Here is an 18,160-nt window from a genome sequence, read left to right as displayed (position 1 = left end):
ATCGACTTTCCAATTCAGCGGAAATCTTTTACATCTACGGGAAAACATACCCCTAAAAATAATTTTTCTAATATTTCCAAATCAGAAAACAATTACTAACTTAACAGAGTTATCTACACCAAATATTTAATGGAAATTTTACATATAAGTGCCGAATGTTATCCTGTTGCGAAAGTTGGCGGTTTAGCTGACGTAGTAGGAGCCTTACCAAAATATCAAAATAAAATCGGTCATATCGCTAAGGTGGTGGTGCCTGCGTATGAAACTAAGTTTGTTCGTGAGAATGAGTTTGATGTTGCTTATGACGCATGGGCTAATTATGGAAATAACCACTTTCAATTTCGTGTTTTAAAAGAGAAAACTAATAAACTTGGTTTTGACTTATACATCATTCACATTCAGGGTTTAACGGATAGACCAAATGTATACGGGTACCAAGACGATACGGAAAGATTTGTGGCTTTCCAAATTGCCGTTTTAGATTGGATTGTACAGTGGGAGCATCGTCCTGATGTAATTCACTGCCATGACCACCACACGGGTTTAATTCCATTTATGGTTTCCAACTCAATAAAATATACTCCAATCCGCACAGTTCCTACGGTTTTAACCATTCATAATGCACAGTATCAAGGCCAGTTTGGTTGGGAAAAGTTATACTACATTCCTGCTTTCGATTTATGGAAAGGCGGACTTTTAGGTTGGGATGATGCCATAAATCCGCTCGCTTCTGCCATAAAATGTGCCTGGAAAGTAACTACAGTTTCGCCGAGTTATTTAGGCGAAATGATGGGCAACGCTCGCGGATTAGAAAGCTTACTCCGACAAGAAAGTTGGAAATCAGTTGGGATTTTAAACGGAATTGATACTGAAGTTTGGGACCCAGAAACAGACCCAATGCTTGTAAAAAGTTACAATTTAAAAACAATAGAAGCAGGAAAATTAGCAAACAAAAAGGCGTTGTGCGATGTTTTTCAATTAGATTCTTCTAAACCACTTTTTACTTTTATAGGTAGGTTAGTTGATGAAAAAGGCGCTGATTTGCTTCCCGATATCTTTAATACTGCATTACAACAACATGGCGATAATATCAATGTGTTGGTTTTAGGTTCTGGTGATAATTGGGTAGAGGGTAGATTAAATCAATTGAAAGATATTTTTAGAGGAAAGTACAATGCTTATATTGGCTACAATGAGCAGGTTTCGCATGAAATGTATGCAGCTGCAGATTTTCTTTTAATGCCGTCAAGAGTAGAACCCTGTGGTTTAAACCAACTTTATGCGCTCAGATACGGAACCGTTCCTATTGTTCGTAGAGTTGGTGGTTTAAAAGATACCGTTATTGATATTGGCGATGGTGGTTTTGGAATATGCCACGACCAAACCAGCATTTGGGATGTTACCCAAGCCATAAATCGTGCTGTTGAATTACATAAAAATAAAAAAGCTTTCAAAGCTGTGCGTAAAACGATGATGAAAATTGATCATTCGTGGGATAAAGCAGCATTGAATTACATAGAATTATACCAAATATTAAAATAAGCTTAACATGACTGACAAAGTTTTAGGCGTTATCCTTGGCGGTGGCCAAGGCTCTAGATTATCGCCATTAACACAAACACGCTCAAAACCTGCTGTTCCAATTGCAGGAAAGTATCGGTTAGTAGACATCCCAATTTCTAACTGCCTTAATTCTGGCATCCACCGTATGTTTGTGTTAACACAGTTTAATTCAGCATCCCTAAACAAGCACATTAAAAATACTTATCACTTTAGCCATTTTAGTACTGCTTTTGTAGATATTTTAGCAGCTGAGCAAACGGTACAAAATGCCGGTTGGTTTCAGGGAACGGCAGATGCAGTTCGTCAATGCATGCACCATATTGTTTCGCATGAGTTTGATTACATCTTAATTTTATCTGGCGACCAGTTGTACCAGATGGATTTTAAAGACATGATTGAAAAACACATCGAGGCTAATGCAGAAATTACCATTGCAACAATCCCGGTAACAGCCAAAGATGCTACTGATTTCGGTATCTTAAAAGCAGATGAAGAAAACATGATTACTTCTTTTATCGAAAAACCAAAAACAGGTTTGGAAGATTGGGTTTCTGATACTGGTGCTGAAATGCAAGGTGAAGGACGTAACTTCTTAGCATCGATGGGTATTTATGTTTTCAATCGTGAGTATCTAATCAATATTTTGAATGAGAACGAAGAGGAAAAAGATTTTGGTAAAGAAATTTTACCAAGGGCTATCGAACAAAGCAGAGTTTTAAGCTATCAGTACGAAGGTTACTGGACTGATATTGGTAATATTTCATCGTTTTTTGAAGCTAATTTAGGCTTAACTGATGAAATTCCGAAGTTTAATATGTTTGATAGTAACCACACTATTTTTACTCGGGCAAGAATGCTGCCGCCATCAAAAATTTCTGGTACAACCTTAGAAAAGGCAATTATTGCAGAGGGTTGCATTATACAAGCAAGTAGAATTGAACACGCTGTATTAGGTATTCGTGCCCGTATTGGCAAGCATACCGTAGTTACCAATACCTATGTAATGGGAAGCGATCGTTATCAAACTCTTGAAGAAATTCAATCTGAAACCAGTAAAGGAAATTCACTAATTGGAATCGGAGACCGTTGCTACATTAACAATGCTATAATCGATAAAAATTGCCGAATTGGTAACGATGTAAAAATCAATGGCGGTACACATTTGGAAGATGGAGATTTTGAACTATATGCCGTTAAAGATGGTATTGTTGTAATTAAAAAGGGCGCTGTTTTACCAAGTGGAACAGTAATTTAAAATAAATTTATCATTAACTAAGCCAGTTTCGTTATCGAAGCTGGCTTTTTTGTGATGAAATTTTTGTGATCAACATTAGTAAATTTAAACGTTTTTTGGAAGTCAATGTTCAGCATTTCATTGCCGATTGCAGCCCTGCTTTTCGTTGCAAGCCTTCGCTGCGCTAAGGGCTTTTCACTTCAATCAGGCTTAATAACAAGGGATAGTTTATACCAATGATATTATATTAAAAGATAGATTTTATATGGGTTAGAACCATCTACCTTCGTTTCCCGCTCTTCAAGGAGAAGGCTTAATGAATTAACCCAAGCTTTGAGCTTTCATAAGGTGAGGTTTTTAACTTCAATCAGGCCTATTTAACAAAGGTCTTTTTCCTGGGCAATGCTTTAAAATTCATTAAAAATAGATTTTTGCCAACATTTTTGATACAGGCTTGTTAGTGTAGTAAATAAATTAAAAATAGCTTATGTCCGAAAAACATCTGTATCAAACAGGAATTATAGGGAACTGTGCATTTATAGCACACGTAAATAAAAACACAGATGTATCTTGGCTTTGCTGGCCACGTTTTGATAGTTCTTTTATTTTTGGTAGTCTGTTGGATAATAAAAAGGGTGGAGAATTTTCAATTCTTCCTCAAGGCAAATTTTCATCAAATCAATACTACATCGAAAATACAAATGTATTAAGAACCGAAATTACAGCAGAAGATGGTAGATATCGCATTACCGATTTTGCACCTCGTTTTCGCCTTTACGAAAGATATTTTAAACCTTTAATGTTCATCAGAAAAATTGAACCGCTAGAAGGTAATCCAAGAATAACAATCAAATGTGAACCTGTTTGCGATTACGGAAAGGAAGAAATGCGAGCCACCAGGGGGAGTAATCATATAGATTATGCTGGCTGCGATGAAAATATTAGATTAAGTACGAATGTATCTACAAACTATATTTTAGATGAAAAGGCTTTTGTTTTAAATGAGGCAAAATACCTTATTATGACTTATGGACATAATTTAGAGGCTCCTGTAGTAAGTACTGCCGAAAATTTTCTTAGGGAAACAATAGGGTATTGGCGTTTGTGGATTAAACATTCATCTATCGCAGGATTTTACCAACCATTTGTAATTCGTTCGGCTTTGGTTTTAAAAATCCACCAATATGAAGATACAGGCGCATTTATCGCGGCGAGTACAACGAGTTTGCCAGAATCTCCAGGAAGTACCAGAAACTGGGATTATCGTTATTGTTGGTTGCGAGATTCTCATTATGTGCTAACCTCATTAAACCACATCGGTCATTTTGAAGAAATGGAGAAATATTTTAATTATCTATCTGATATTTCTCATAATGAAGATACGCGTTATCAACCACTTTATGGCATTGCAGGTGAACGTGAAATCACAGAAAAAACTTTAGACCATTTGGAAGGTTACAAAGGCGAACAGCCTGTAAGAATTGGTAACCAAGCCTATGAGCATATCCAAAATGATATTTATGGTCAGGTTCTGATATCGATGCTGCCACTATATACCGATCATCGTTTTGTATTCTCTGAGCGTAGTGATTCAGTAAAATGGATTGAAAGTGTTTTATCAAAAATTGAAAGAACAATTGATGAAAAGGATGCTGGAATTTGGGAATTTAGAAACATGGCCAATGTACATTGTTACAGTAATTTGTTTCAATGGGCAGGTGCTCAGGCAGCTTTAAAAATGGCTAAAACAATTGGTAATCAGGATTTTGAAAATAGAGCTCAAGTTTTAATTGATAAAGCTGCGGCGCACATTGAGGCTTGTTACGACCCAGAGAGAAAAGTTTATACGAATGCAGTTGGTAGCTCGCATTTAGATGCAAGTACTTTACAATTGATTATGATGAATTACCTCGACCCATCATCGGATAGAGCTAAAGACCATTTAATTGCCCTTGAAAAAGAACTGAAAACAGAAGATGGCCTGTTTTATCGCTACATTCATGCCGATGATTTTGGAAAGCCGAAAACGACCTTTCTAATTTGTGCTTTTTGGTATGTAGAGGCTCTTGCTTGCGTTGGCAGAACTGATGAGGCAATTCAAGAGTTTGAAAATATTATTAAATATTGTAATCACTTACTGCTTTTTAGTGAGGATGTTGATGCCAAAACCGGAAGCCAGTGGGGTAATTTCCCGCAAGCGTATAGCCATGTTGGCTTGATGAATGCGGCATATCGAATAGCGATAAAATTGGATAGACCGATTTTTTTATAATTAATATGAGCCTATTATTTTGTAAAAGCTGATAGGTTTCTAAATTTATCTCCCACAGATTTAAGAAAATTTGCGCAGAATAAATCATTGACAATTATTTATACGTTTTGTCATCCTTGTCGAAGTATTTAATTGTGGGTCTTCGACAAGTTCAGACTGATAGATAATTTTATATACGTTTTGTTATTCTGAGCTTGTCGAAGTACTTTACTGTGTATCTTTGACAAGCTTATACTGACGACCATATTTTTAAAGATGATTAGAATTGGAGTATTATTATTTAACTACTGAATCTGCCAAACTCCATAGTAATTTCCTTACTTCTTTAAAATCATTCAGGTAATATTTTGCCTCTGAAATATTGTTTCCAACTTTAATGGTAAAAGCATCGTTTGGTAAAGCTTTAAAAATATCCTCATCTGTATGGTCATCGCCTAAGGCTAAAATAAAATCAGGATTCTTATCGTAAAGCCAGTTTAGCGCTGCTTTCCCCTTATTTACTTCCATGTTTTTAAATTCAATAACCTTATTTCCCGGCATAAGTTGCAAACCTTTATCAGCAGCCAAAATTTTTAAATGACTTATAATTTCATTTGCCCGCAAATCGCCTAACCCTTGCTCTGCTTTGCGATAATGCCAAACTAATGAATAACTTTTTTCTTCGATAAAGGAACCAGGGGTTCTGTCTGTGTAGGTTTCCAAAATGGATTTCATTTCTTGTTTCCATTGGTCGGTAAGTAAGGGCAAACAATTCCATTTACCACCATAGGCTTTTTGCCAGGCACCATGTTCAGCAATTAAATCAACCTTTAAATGCCCAAACCAACTTTCAAGCGTTTCATTCCTTCTTCCGCTTATAATTACCACTTTGTTCGAATCATCCTTAGTTAGTTTTTCAAGCAAACTGTAAAGTTCGTCGTCTGGCGATGCATCATCAATATTTCCTGCGAAATCTACCAGTGTTCCATCATAATCAAGAAATAGAACACGACTGGATGTTTTATGGTATCGTTCAATAATATTTTCGTTTATTAAATTAACCGCATGTTTTGCTAGTAATGAGTTTTGAGAATTTTTCACTTCGTTAAGTCTTAAAATAAAATTATTAACCCAATGTTTAACATTGAATTTTTCTACTACTTCTCGCATGGCTTTCATGCGTGTTTCCTGTTCTTCTAAAGGCATTTTTAAGGCCACAACAATAGCCTCCATTATATCTCCCAGGTTATTTGGGTTTACAATTACTGCATCAGTTAATTCTTTAGATGCGCCAGCCATTTCACTTAGAATGAGCACACCATCATTGTTGTTTCTGCTTGCCACATATTCTTTACTCACTAAATTCATACCATCACGCATTGGCGTAACCAGGCAAATATCTGCGGTTGCATACAGTGCAGACAAAACTTCGATTGGAAACGAGCGGTAGAAATAATTAATTGGAATCCAGTTTACTGAACGATATCGGGCATTTAAGTTACCTACAAATTGGTCTATCTGCTCCCTTAAATCACGGTACTGCGGAACGGTATCTCTCGATGGAACCACAATCATATACAACTCAAATTTGCCAATATATTCCGGGTGAATCTGTAGTAGTAGTTCAATTGCTTTCAGTCGTTCTAGAATTCCTTTGCTATAATCCAATCTATCAATAGATAAAATTACTTTCATATTTTCTTTCCCTGTTCTGAAATCTTCAATCTCTTTCTGAACTTCATCTTTTGAAGTAAGGTTAGAAAATTTATCAAAATCTATTCCCATTGGGAAAGCCTCTACAACGATTTGCCTATCGTTACTGCTTAATATATTTGCTGATGAATTTACAGGCAACAGTCTTGTTGTAGTGCTTAAGAAATGACGAACATCATCGTATGTATGGAAACCAATTAAGTCGGCACCCAACATGCCATTTAATAATTCATCACGCCAGGGTATTAACCTGAATATTTCATAAGATGGGAAGGGGATATGCTGGAAAAAGCCAATGGTTGATTGCTGAAGTTTGTTACGTAAAATGCCTGGTAAAAGTAGTAGTTGGTAATCTTGAATCCATATTTTATCTTTTTGAGAAAGTACTTTTAACGCTGCTTTTGCAAACTTTTCATTTACCGATTTGTAGCAATCCCAATAGCTTTGTTCGTAATGTGCATAGGTAACGAGGTAGTGGAAAACCGGCCACAAAACTTCATTAGAAAAGCCCTCGTAATAAAGATTGATTTCATCTTGAGTTAGAAAAACTGGATAGAGGTTAAGTTTGGCAAGTTTATCTATTACCTCTTGTTGTCTTTCTTCAGGAACTTCAATTCCTGACCAGCCAATCCAGATGGAGTTGCCATTTTTGTACACATCTCCCAGACCAGTTGCAAGGCCGCCCTCGCTTGGAATAAAGGTGTACTCATTATTGTTTTCGATGATTTTAACGGGTAGTCGGTTCGAAATTATAACTGTTTTCATGCTTGTATTTGATGTATCCACATAAATAAAAGCGCTTTAAACAGTTTTTGTTTGAATTTTGTTTTAAAAGCACATTGAAATGATTTTATACAAAGCAAAAAAACTACTGAAATTAAACGTTAACATTCAAACTTATCTAAAGTAAAAACTACACATAATTAAATAATAAAGAGAAAGTTGTTTGCTCATTTGGTACAGAGATTACTTCAATACTACCGCGATGCATTTTCATAATATTCCTGCTGATGGTTAAGCCGATACCCGAACCATTTTTGCGGGTGGTGTAAAATGGAACGAAAATTTTCTCCAAATCGGAAGATTCAATTCCCTTTCCATTATCGGTTACATCGATATAAAGTTTAGTATGCTCTAATCGATAATTCACCGAAATATGGGGGCTTTCTTTTTCTTCTACAGAATAAATACTGTTGGTAATAAGGTTGATTAAAACCTGTTCAATCAGTTTTAAATCAAGCTGCACCGTTATTTTAGAAGAAGTCTGTTCTACATCCAAAACCACATTTTTAACCTTGGCAAATGGTTGCATCAATACTTTAATGTGCTTTAATATTTCGCCAATAGTATGCGATTCTAAGTTTGGTGTTGGCAATTCGGCAATTAGGCGATAATCTTTCACGAAATCTAGCAATCCTGATGAACGTCGTTTAATGGTTTGAAGTGCTGTTTTTAAATCCTCCATTTCATCACTATTTAAATTCTGTTTATCACTAACCATGCTGTTAATCGTATCAGATAATGAACTGATGGGGGTGATGGAATTTAATATCTCATGAGAAATAACACCAATTAACCGATTCCAAGCCTCCGTTTCTTTTTGCTCAATCTCATCTTTAATGTTCTGAAAACTGATGATGGTATAATTTTTTCCATAAAGGTTTAGCGGAATAACTTCTGTAGAAAGTTGTATAAGTTTATCCTGAATTTTAAGTTCGAGAAATCTTTTTCCGCCAGCAGATATTTGGTCAATTTCAGTAGAAAAATCAGGTAAATGTTGTTTTAAACGATGCCAGTACTTATAAGCCGGAACCCCCAATAAATTTGATGCCGCCTGATTAAAAAATGCTATTTCCTCATTATGCTGTTCTGTTTTTGTATTATTCACAACGATTACTCCAACGGGAACTTGCTCTAAAATGGTTTTAATCAGCTGAAACATTGCCTCTTGTTCTAATCTTATCTGCTTATGCACTTGAAGAATATCGCCAAACGAATCGTAAAGTTCGGGGAAACTGCCTTTTGTTGCTTTGTTTTTAAAATTTAGAGTATGATCTCGAGTTTTTACAGCCAAAATAAAGCGCTTAATATCAGAACGAATTTCATTAATGTAATAATAAAGCGAAATAATCGAACCTAATAAAATTAAGCTTACACCAATAATGGTAAACCAAAGTTGGGTGTTTTGGATTAAGTAAAATAGGAGGTAGGCTAGCAAATTGATAACCAGCAACCGAAAAATTAAACGAAAAGTAAAGCGTTTGTAGAACATGTTTATAAGCTAAAAGCTTAAAGTGAAAAGTCCAAAGCTTTCTGCTTTAGTCTTTCTGCTTTGAGCTTAAATTCCAAATTTCTCGATTCTCCTGTATAAGGCGGCCCGGGTTAAACCTAGCTCTGCGGCTGCCTTTGATATATTTCCTTTGTGCTTGTCGATGGCTTTTTGCACCATCATTTTTTCCATATCGCCAAGTGCCATTTCATCGGGCATTGATGTATTTTGTGCAAATCGCTGCGGACTCAACTGCAAATCTTCTTCTGTAATTTCTTTACCATCGCTCATAATAACTGCACGTTCTAAAACATGCTGTAGCTCGCGAACGTTGCCTGGCCATTTATAATTCAAAAGCATATCTTCGGCTTTAGCGCTCAAACTTCGGTTTTCTTTGTGATATTTTGAACTAAAAACCTGCATAAAATGATTGGCTAATAGCAAAATATCTGTTCCACGTTTTCGTAAAGGTGGTAATAAAAGTTCGACTGTGTTGATTCGGAACAGCAAATCCTGCCTGAATGTATTTTTATCCACCATTTCGTTCAATGGCATATTTGTGGCCGTAATTAAACGAACATTAATTTTTCTTTCCCGGCTTTCACCCAATCGCGTAACCGTTCGGTTTTGTAAAACACTTAATAGTTTTGCTTGTAGTGGTAATGTTAAATTTCCAATTTCATCTAAGAAAATTGTTCCACCATCGGCCAGTTCAAATCGGCCAGGTTTATCCTCTTTTGCATCGGTAAATGCACCTTTTGCATAGCCAAAAAGCTCACTTTCAAAAAGATTTTCATTTAATGAGCCTAAGTCAACATGCATAAAAACCTGATTTTGACGCTGCGAATTTCCATGAATTTCGTAAGCAAAAACCTGTTTTCCAGTTCCGTTTTCGCCTAATATTAGCACATTGGCATCAGTTGGCGCAACTTTTAATAAGGTGTTTTGTAGCTGTTTAATTCCCTCTGCTTTGCCTACAATGTTTTCGAAGCCTCGAGTCATATCTTTTTGCAGAGATGAGTGGATTTTTTCCAGTTTTTTTACCTTTCTATTCGATTCGCGAAGTTTAGATGCGGTAGAAATGGTTGCAAAAAGTTTTTCGTTTTCCCATGGTTTTAGTATGAAATCTGTCGCTCCTTTTTTAATCGCTTTAACAGCAAGTTCAACATTACCAAAGGCCGTCATTAGAATTACCACATAATCTTTATCGATTGATAAAATGTGTTCTAACCAATAAATTCCCTCTCTGCCGTCGCTTGCACCTTTTTGATAGTTCATATCCAAAAGGATAATATCAACTTCGTTTTTACTCAACAGTACGTTAATTTCTTTAGGCGATTTGCAGGTAATTACTTGCTTAACCTGCTGTTTTAAAAACAATCTGGCACTTAAAAGAATATCGTCATCATCATCGATGATTAAAACTGTTGCATCTAACATATATTTTTTTATAAATTAACTTCACCCTATAAAAAGTGGTGGTATTTGTTATTGTGTTCTATCTTAAATTTATAGCCTCACTCTATCAATGGTAGCGTTTATTGTTTTTATGTGCAATCCCTTTCCTTAAAGAGAGGGAAATTACGTTTAGTGGTTTAAACCTAAATCTTTAACCTCTATGCTTTCTCTACTCTTTGCCCCATCTCTTTAAGGAGAGGGGATGAAGGGGTAAGGTTCTTTCACCAAAAATAATCAAACTGTCCGCTCTCGCACATCAACTGTTCGATAACGAACATAAAATTTTTTATATAATACTTAAATAATTGATTTTAAATTGTTTAAGTATACATCAAGCTTTTGGCACAAGCTTGGTTATTAATCAAACCGAACAGTACAACCAAACAATGGATAAAAAAATAGAGAAGAAAAGATTTAGCACCAAAACCTTAATTATAATGGGGGGGGCAATTGTTTTTGTAGCAGTTGTGATTTATGGCTATACTTTATCACTTAAGAAAACATATAGTGCCGATGCTGACAAATTAACCATTAGCAAAGTTGAATACGGTGATTTTGAAGATGTAGTTTTATTAAATGCCAGCGTTGTTCCATTAACTTCAGTAATTGTGAGTTCATCAGAAGGTGGAACAGTTGCGGAAATATTTACCGAAAATGGCGCATCCGTTGTTAAAGGTACACCATTGTTAAGAATTTCTAACTCAAATGCAATGTTAAGTTATACTTCAAGTCAAACTGCTGCGACGGAGCAGATTAATCAATTGCGTAAATCGAGATTGGATTTGGAACAAAATCAAAGAGTTTTAAATCAGGATGTTTTAGATGTTGAAAATAGCCTAAGAACTGCTACTCGCCAATATCGTTTAGATAGTACATTACTCACCAAGAAAGTAATTACCCAACAGGAGTTTAATAAGTCAAGTCAGGATTACGAATATTATCAAGGCAAACTTAAAATCGTTCGACAGGCGATTAAACAAGAGAACCAAAGCAGAAAGATGCAATTATCTCAAATTGACCAATCCATGAGGCAAATGAACGAAAGTTTGGAAATGATTCGAAAAAATATAGAAAACATGACCCTCAAAGCACCAGTTTCGGGCAAGCTTTCTTCTTACGACCCGGTAATTGGTAAATCTTATAATTCTAATGAAATGATTGGTAAAATCGATGTATTGCAAGGTTACAAATTGCAGGCAGGCGTTGATGAATATTACATTAATCGCGTTAAAGAAGGGCAAACGGCCAGTTGCGAATTTAATGGCAAAACTTACAATTTAACGGTTAGCAAGGTTATACCAGAGGTTACTGCTGGTCAGTTCCAAGTAGAAATGGTTTTTAAAGCACCAGCACCTGAAGGCTTACGTCGTGGTTTATCCTTACAAACTAAACTAACTCTATCTGATAACAGCAAGTCATTGCTTTTGGCTCAGGGACAGTTTTTTCAAAGTACAGGCGGTTCGTGGGTGTTTGTGGTAAATAATGGCAAAGCAACTAAGAAAAACGTCAAAATTGGAAGAAAAAATTACCTGTATTATGAGATATTGGATGGTTTGCAAAAAGGCGATGAAGTTATCACATCTTCTTACGACCAATTTAATCAATATGACCAGGTGGAGATAAGTAAGTAAGGTGAAAGGTGAAAGGTGAAAGGTGAAAGGTGAAAGGTGAAAGGTGAAAGGTGAAAGGTGAAAGGTGAAAGGTGAAAGGTGAAAGGTGAAAGGTGAAAGGTGTTAAAAAAAAATAGGGATACAAATTAGCAAAAATATATCAGGTCTTGATACTCGATACTAAATACTTGATACTAAAAAAATCGATACTAAAAAAGCTATGATAAAAATAGAAAATCTGGAAAAAATTTATAAAACTGAAGAAGTAGAAACTACAGCGCTAAATGGCATCAATTTTCATGTAAAAGAAGGCGAATTCGTTTCCATCATGGGTCCTTCGGGTTGTGGAAAATCTACTTTGTTAAATGTTATGGGCTTATTAGATAAACCCGAAAGTGGAAGTTATAAGTTTATAGATACAGAACTTTTGACTTTGAATGACAGAGAACGTTCTAATTTCCGTAAAAGAAACATGGGATTTGTTTTCCAGAATTTCAATTTAATTGATGAACTTACTGTTTTCGAAAACATCGAATTGCCGTTGATTTATAACAAAATTCCGGCATCGGAGCGCAAAACGCTTGTTAACGAAATCATAGAAAGAATGAATATTGTAAACCGTAGTGGTCACTTCCCACAACAATTATCGGGTGGACAACAACAACGTGTTGCCGTTGCCAGAGCTTTGGTTACTAAACCGAAATTGGTTTTGGCCGATGAGCCTACTGGTAATTTGGATAGCTCGCATGGTAATGAAGTAATGGAACTGCTTTGCGAGTTAAACGAAACGGGAACCACGATTGTAATGGTGACGCACTCCAGCCACGATGCAAGTTTTTCTAACAGAATTATCAACCTGAAAGATGGTCATGTGGTTTCAGAAAAGATAAATAAGAGAAGAAACGAGGAACTGATATAGAAAGAGGTTTAAGGTAAAAGGTTTGAGGCGTAAGGTAAGCGCCAAAACCCTACAACCATTAGAAAAATAGTTTTAGTTAATGATAAGCCAACCGAATCTTCCCGGATGGGAAGATTCGGAAAAGGCACTTAAAAAAGCTGAAAGACTAAAGCTGAAAGACCAAAGCAACTTGTAAGGTCTTGATACTAAATACTTGATACTAAAATATGTTCAAACTCAACCTAAAAATCGCTTTGCGAAACCTTTGGAGAAATAAAGGTTATACAATATTAAATATTTTTGGACTTGCTGTAGGATTGGCCGGTTTCATTATGATTTTGCTTTTTGCAAATTATGAAAGAAGTTATGATACCTGGAATCCCCAAGCGGCAGAAATATACCGAGTTTCTATAAGATGGGCACCTGGCGAGGAGGAATATTCTTCAAGTCCTGCCGAACTTGCCCCTGCTTTAAAAGAGACATTGCCAGAGATAGAGGGCTACGGTCGGTTTTATGTTTGGGATATGTACCAAAGATTGATTAGCAATGGTAAAAATGAGGTTTATTTTGATCATTTTATAGGTGTAGATAGTACTTGGTTTAACCTGTTTCCGTATAAATTTATTTACGGTGAGGCAAATACTTCACTTTTGTCAAAAGATCAAATTGTATTAAGCAGTAAAACCAGTGAAAAAATTTTTGGCAAGGTAAATCCTGTTGGTAAAAGTGTTGTGATTAATACCAATAAAACTTACATTGTTAGTGGCGTTTATCGCGAGCCAAATACACCGGAGCACATGGATAACGATGGTTTCTTGAAAAAATCTTCTGCTGGAGATGGGTGGGGCAATGGAAATTTCTACACTTATCTGAAAGTGATAAAGGGGACTGATAAAGCGCAGTTTGAAAAGAAACTTAACCAGGCATTTCTTAAATTACCCATCCTTAAAGAGCAGAGTTGGCTAAAAAGTGCTCAGATTTATCTTACACCAGTAAGTTCAATTTATCTGCACGCTACAGCATCACAAGATCCAGCAAAAAGGGGAAATCCGGCTATTGTTACAATTTTAGTTTTGTTTTCAACACTATTGCTAATCATTGCCTGCATTAATTTTACTAATTTTTCTGTAGCAAAATCTGCTAAACGTGCAAAAGAAACAGGAGTACGTAAGGTTTTGGGAGCCGGACGAAGCAATCTTATTTCCTATTTTTTAACAGAAACTACCATCCAATGTATTTGTGCTTTATTAATTGCTTTTGCACTTTCAGAAGCATTTATGCCGGTTTTAAATAATCTAATGAATACCAATTTATCGCTTTTCAATTATGTTCGACCAGTGCAGTTAATTGTACAGATTTCGTCAGTTATGTTATTGGTTATTGTATTGTCTGGTGGTTATGCCGCTTTCTTTTTATCTAATTACGAGCCTGTAAAAGTCTTAAAAGGCAATTTTTCTCGAAGTGTAGGAAGTTTGTGGATGCGTAAAACATTGATCTCTATTCAATTTGTTGTGGCAATTGTGTTTATGGTTGCCTTAATTATCATTAAACAACAAGTTAACTATATTAAAAACCAGGATATTGGTTTTAAAAAGGATCATGTAATGGTATTTAAAATTAGAAAGGGCGACAGTAGAAAGAATTTTGCACAGTTAAAACAGCGATTGCTCAAAATAGATGGCGTAAAAGAAATAAGCAGGGTTAATTATTATCCCGGTGTTAAAGCAATGCAGGTTGTTGGTAGAGAATTTGAAGGAAAAAGTGTACAGAATCTAAGTATGGTTACGGTAGATTTTGATTATTTTGAAGTAATAGGTATGCCCGCTAAAGCAGGTAGAACATTCTTAAATCAATATACCACAGATAGTATAGGTATTGTTGTAAATGAATCTGCTGTTAAAAAATATGGTTTACAAAAGCTGGTGGGAAGTAAATGGATTGATAACAGAACCATAATTGGCGTAGTTAAAGATCATGTTCAAAAAGGAATGGAAACTGCGGCAGAACCTACTGCATTTGTTATTGAAGGTCGAAATACCAATGTAGCAGATAATGTGATCTTAAAAGTTGATGATAAAAATATAGCTCAAGTGGTTAGTGGTATTCAAAAAACATGGGAATCTATTGAACCGTTTCCATTTCAATATACTTGGCTAGATCAGAGTTTTGCAAACGTATACATACAATACGTAAGGTTAGATAAGTTATTTAACATTTTCACTTATGTTACGCTTTCTATAGCGATGCTTGGCCTTTTTGCATTGGCATCTTTTTCCGTTCAGGAACGTACCAAAGAAATTGGTGTAAGAAAAGTACTGGGGGCAGAAACAGGCGATATCCTAAAAATGTTAAATAGGAGCTTCTTGTCATTAATAATTATCGCCAATTTAATTGCGATTCCTATCGGTTATATCTTGTCAAGTAATTGGTTATCTGGATTTGCTTACCGTACGTCAATTACCATTTGGCCATTTGTTGTGGCTATGCTTATCTCAGTTATAGTTACCATTATTACAGTAAGCTTGCAAGCGTATAAAACGGCAAAAGCAAACCCTGTAGATGCTTTGAAATACGAATAATAGCCCACCCAAGCTCCCTGCATGGGAGGAGTTGTACGACGCTTTACTTACGCAAAAAAAATGATAGTAGGAATGAAAATAATTAATCACAAACTAAAAGTCCTTCCTTCTGGGGAGGATTTAGGAGGGGCTTATGTTTAAATTGAACCTAAAAATCGCTTTGCGAAACCTTTGGAAGAACAAGGGGTTTTCACTGATAAATATTGGTGGTTTAGCCATTGGCTTAGCCAGCTGTATGGTTTTGCTCTTGTACGTAGCTTATGAGTGGAGCTATGATAAGCAATTTAAGAACAGTGATAAAACCTATGTAGTATATCAAAATTCTGCTGCAAACGGTAAGATTTTTAGTTTTGCTTGGACCCCAAATGTTATGGCTGATGAAGTTGCAGCTAATATTCCAGGTGTGAAATATGCAGCACATGCCAGTTATCCAAGTCGGAAGTTAATTACAGTTGGCGACAATAAGATAAGTGCTAATCTAAATTTTGCGGATCCAAAATTTTTGAAAATATTCGATTACAAATTTATGAAAGGTAACCCAGAACGAGCGCTGAGAGATGTAAATACCATAATCCTTACAGAGTCTTTGGCGAAAAAACTTTTTGGAAATGAAGACCCAATAAACAAAACCATTAAGCTTGAGAACCAAGACGTTCTCAAAGTTGAAGCTGTAATTGAAGATGTGCCTGCAAATAACAGCATCACTTTTGAATGCCTAGCACCTTGGGCACTTTTTATTAAACGAGAAGCCTGGGCGAAAGATCCAAATTGGGGAAATAATATGTGCTTAACCGTTGTTCAACTTAAAGATAATGAGTTTTTGGATGGTGCAAATACCGATATGAAAGGCATTTACAAACGCAATCAACAAGGTAATAATGCCGAGGCACTTTTGTTTCCATTGACCAAATGGCATTTGTACGATGATTTTCAAAACGGAAAATCGGTTGGTGGCAAAATAGAGCAGCTTAAAATATTCTTATTGCTAGCCTTTTGTATCCTTTTAATTGCCTGTGTAAATTTTATGAATTTATCTACTGCCCGCTCCGAGCGTAGAGCAAAAGAAGTTGGTATACGCAAGGCGATAGGCTCAACAAGAAAATCTTTAATTGGGCAGTTCTTTCTAGAATCAGTTTTTATTACTCTGCTTTCAGGTGTTTTTGCTTTTATTCTAGTTGAAGTAAGCTTGCCGTATTTTAATAATTTATTGAATATAAAACTGCAAATTGATTACAACAGCGTCACTTTCTGGGGTACATTTTTAGGCTTAATAATTTTTACGGGATTAATGGCCGGAAGTTATCCTGCATTATACCTGTCGTCCTTCGAACCAATTAAAGTACTAAAAGGATTAAAAATTAAATCAGATTCTTCAGTATCCATTAGAAAGGTTTTGGTAGTAGTTCAATTTGTTTTTGCGGCTTGTTTAATTATCTGTACAGCCGTAATTTATCAGCAACTTTCTTATGTCAAAAATAAGCCAATAGGTTACAATAAATCAAACCTAGTTCAAATTGCGGTTCAGGGTAAAATGGGTAACAGAAGTAAGTTAGAATTACTAAAAACTCAAATGTTAAAATCAGGTGCAGCAACAGGAGTAACATTTTTTAGCAAAGACATTACCGAAAATGGAAATAATACTACAGATGTGCATTGGCAAGGCAAAACGAAAGGCGAATCTATTTTATTCAACAATAGAGGAATTGGCAATGATTTTATCGAAACCATCGGAACAGAATTAACAGCTGGAAGGACACTTGAAACAGTATCAAAAAAAGATAGCAATAGCATTATGCTAAATGAGGCCGCCGTGAAGATGATGAATCTCAAGAATCCCATTGGTGCTAAAATTCGATATTGGGATGTAGAAAAGATAAATGTTGGTGTGGTTAAAGATTTTGTTGTAGAAAGTGCTTATCAAAAAGTTGCTCCAATGATATTTTATCCGAGTTACATGGATGATGTTCAGGTGATTATTGTCCGTTTAAATCCCAATCAAAATATTAGTTCTTCACTCGAAAGTATAGATAACTTAATCAAACAAATAGAGCCAGATTACCCGGTTAACCGCAAATTTGTTGATGAATCTTTTGAAGTCAAATTCCAAAATGAAAAACTTCTAGGTACACTATCTAACTGGTTTGGTGGTTTTGCCATCTTTATTTCTTGCCTGGGTTTATTGGGCTTAGCACTTTTCATGGCAGAGCAACGCAAAAAGGAAATCAGCATCCGTAAAGTTTTGGGTGCAAGCACAGCAAATATTCTTACGCTTTTAAATAAAGATTTTATAAAACTGGTGGCGATTGCCAATCTCATCGCATTTCCGTTGGCTTATATCATCATTAATAAATGGCTATCCGCTTTCGAATACCGCGTTTCGATTTCGGCTTTGCCATTTATTATCGCCATCGGATTATCGGTTTTGATTGCCGTTTTAACGGTTAGTGTTCAGTCGTTAAAAGTGGCAAAAGCAAATCCTGTTGATGCACTTAAATATGAATAAAAAGCTGAAAGCTTGAAGACCAAAGCTTAAAGCGATTTGCAAGGGGCTTTAGTCTTTCTGCTTTTCGCTTTCAGCTCTTGAT

10 protein-coding genes are annotated in these 18,160 nt (G+C 35.7%); 7 read left to right on the top strand and 3 right to left on the bottom strand.

Features of this window, described 5'->3' with window-relative positions:
- The first annotated feature begins 129 nt into the window (after positions 1-129).
- The 3 genes from IEV50_RS04205 (at position 130) to IEV50_RS04195 (ending at position 5,069) form a co-directional block, all read left to right on the top strand.
- Positions 130-1,542 carry a glycogen synthase gene (locus IEV50_RS04205; RefSeq protein ID WP_188411996.1) on the top strand — a complete coding sequence of 471 codons (1,413 nt, stop codon included), beginning with the start codon at positions 130-132 and terminating at the stop codon, positions 1,540-1,542.
- A gap of 7 nt (positions 1,543-1,549) precedes the next feature.
- Positions 1,550-2,818, top strand: a complete 1,269-nt coding sequence (locus IEV50_RS04200; RefSeq protein WP_188411995.1) for a glucose-1-phosphate adenylyltransferase — start codon at positions 1,550-1,552, stop codon at positions 2,816-2,818.
- A gap of 466 nt (positions 2,819-3,284) precedes the next feature.
- Positions 3,285-5,069, top strand: a complete 1,785-nt coding sequence (locus IEV50_RS04195) for a glycoside hydrolase family 15 protein (RefSeq protein WP_188411994.1) — start codon at positions 3,285-3,287, stop codon at positions 5,067-5,069.
- A gap of 276 nt (positions 5,070-5,345) precedes the next feature.
- On the opposite strand, the gene IEV50_RS04190 is transcribed toward IEV50_RS04195, so the two are convergent.
- From IEV50_RS04190 to IEV50_RS04180, 3 genes are all read right to left on the bottom strand, one after another.
- Positions 5,346-7,526, bottom strand: coding sequence for a bifunctional alpha,alpha-trehalose-phosphate synthase (UDP-forming)/trehalose-phosphatase (locus IEV50_RS04190; protein WP_188411993.1), 2,181 nt, complete (start codon positions 7,524-7,526; stop codon positions 5,346-5,348).
- A 148-nt stretch (positions 7,527-7,674) separates the two neighbouring features.
- Positions 7,675-9,033, bottom strand: coding sequence for a sensor histidine kinase (locus IEV50_RS04185; protein WP_188411992.1), 1,359 nt, complete (start codon positions 9,031-9,033; stop codon positions 7,675-7,677).
- Between the two features lie 66 nt (positions 9,034-9,099).
- Positions 9,100-10,470 (bottom strand): sigma-54-dependent transcriptional regulator, encoded by a 1,371-nt coding sequence (locus IEV50_RS04180; RefSeq protein WP_188411991.1) that lies wholly within the window; start codon positions 10,468-10,470, stop codon positions 9,100-9,102.
- A 404-nt stretch (positions 10,471-10,874) separates the two neighbouring features.
- Between IEV50_RS04180 and IEV50_RS04175 the strand changes: the two genes are divergently transcribed.
- From IEV50_RS04175 to IEV50_RS04160, 4 genes are all read left to right on the top strand, one after another.
- On the top strand, positions 10,875-12,119 hold the full coding sequence (locus IEV50_RS04175) for an efflux RND transporter periplasmic adaptor subunit (RefSeq protein ID WP_188411990.1): 1,245 nt from the start codon (positions 10,875-10,877) through the stop codon (positions 12,117-12,119).
- Positions 12,120-12,318: 199 nt separating this feature from the next.
- On the top strand, positions 12,319-13,017 hold the full coding sequence (locus tag IEV50_RS04170; protein ID WP_188411989.1) for an ABC transporter ATP-binding protein: 699 nt from the start codon (positions 12,319-12,321) through the stop codon (positions 13,015-13,017).
- A 206-nt stretch (positions 13,018-13,223) separates the two neighbouring features.
- The gene (locus IEV50_RS04165; protein WP_188411988.1) at positions 13,224-15,575 is read left to right on the top strand and encodes an ABC transporter permease; all 2,352 of its coding nucleotides are present in this window, start codon (positions 13,224-13,226) and stop codon (positions 15,573-15,575) included.
- Positions 15,576-15,708: 133 nt separating this feature from the next.
- The gene (locus tag IEV50_RS04160; protein ID WP_188411987.1) at positions 15,709-18,078 is read left to right on the top strand and encodes an ABC transporter permease; all 2,370 of its coding nucleotides are present in this window, start codon (positions 15,709-15,711) and stop codon (positions 18,076-18,078) included.
- Positions 18,079-18,160: the final 82 nt, after the last annotated feature.

The sequence above is a fragment of the Pedobacter mendelii genome, from assembly GCF_014635725.1.
GTDB lineage: Bacteria > Bacteroidota > Bacteroidia > Sphingobacteriales > Sphingobacteriaceae > Pedobacter > Pedobacter mendelii.
This window is presented reverse-complemented; position numbering and strand designations above follow the sequence as displayed.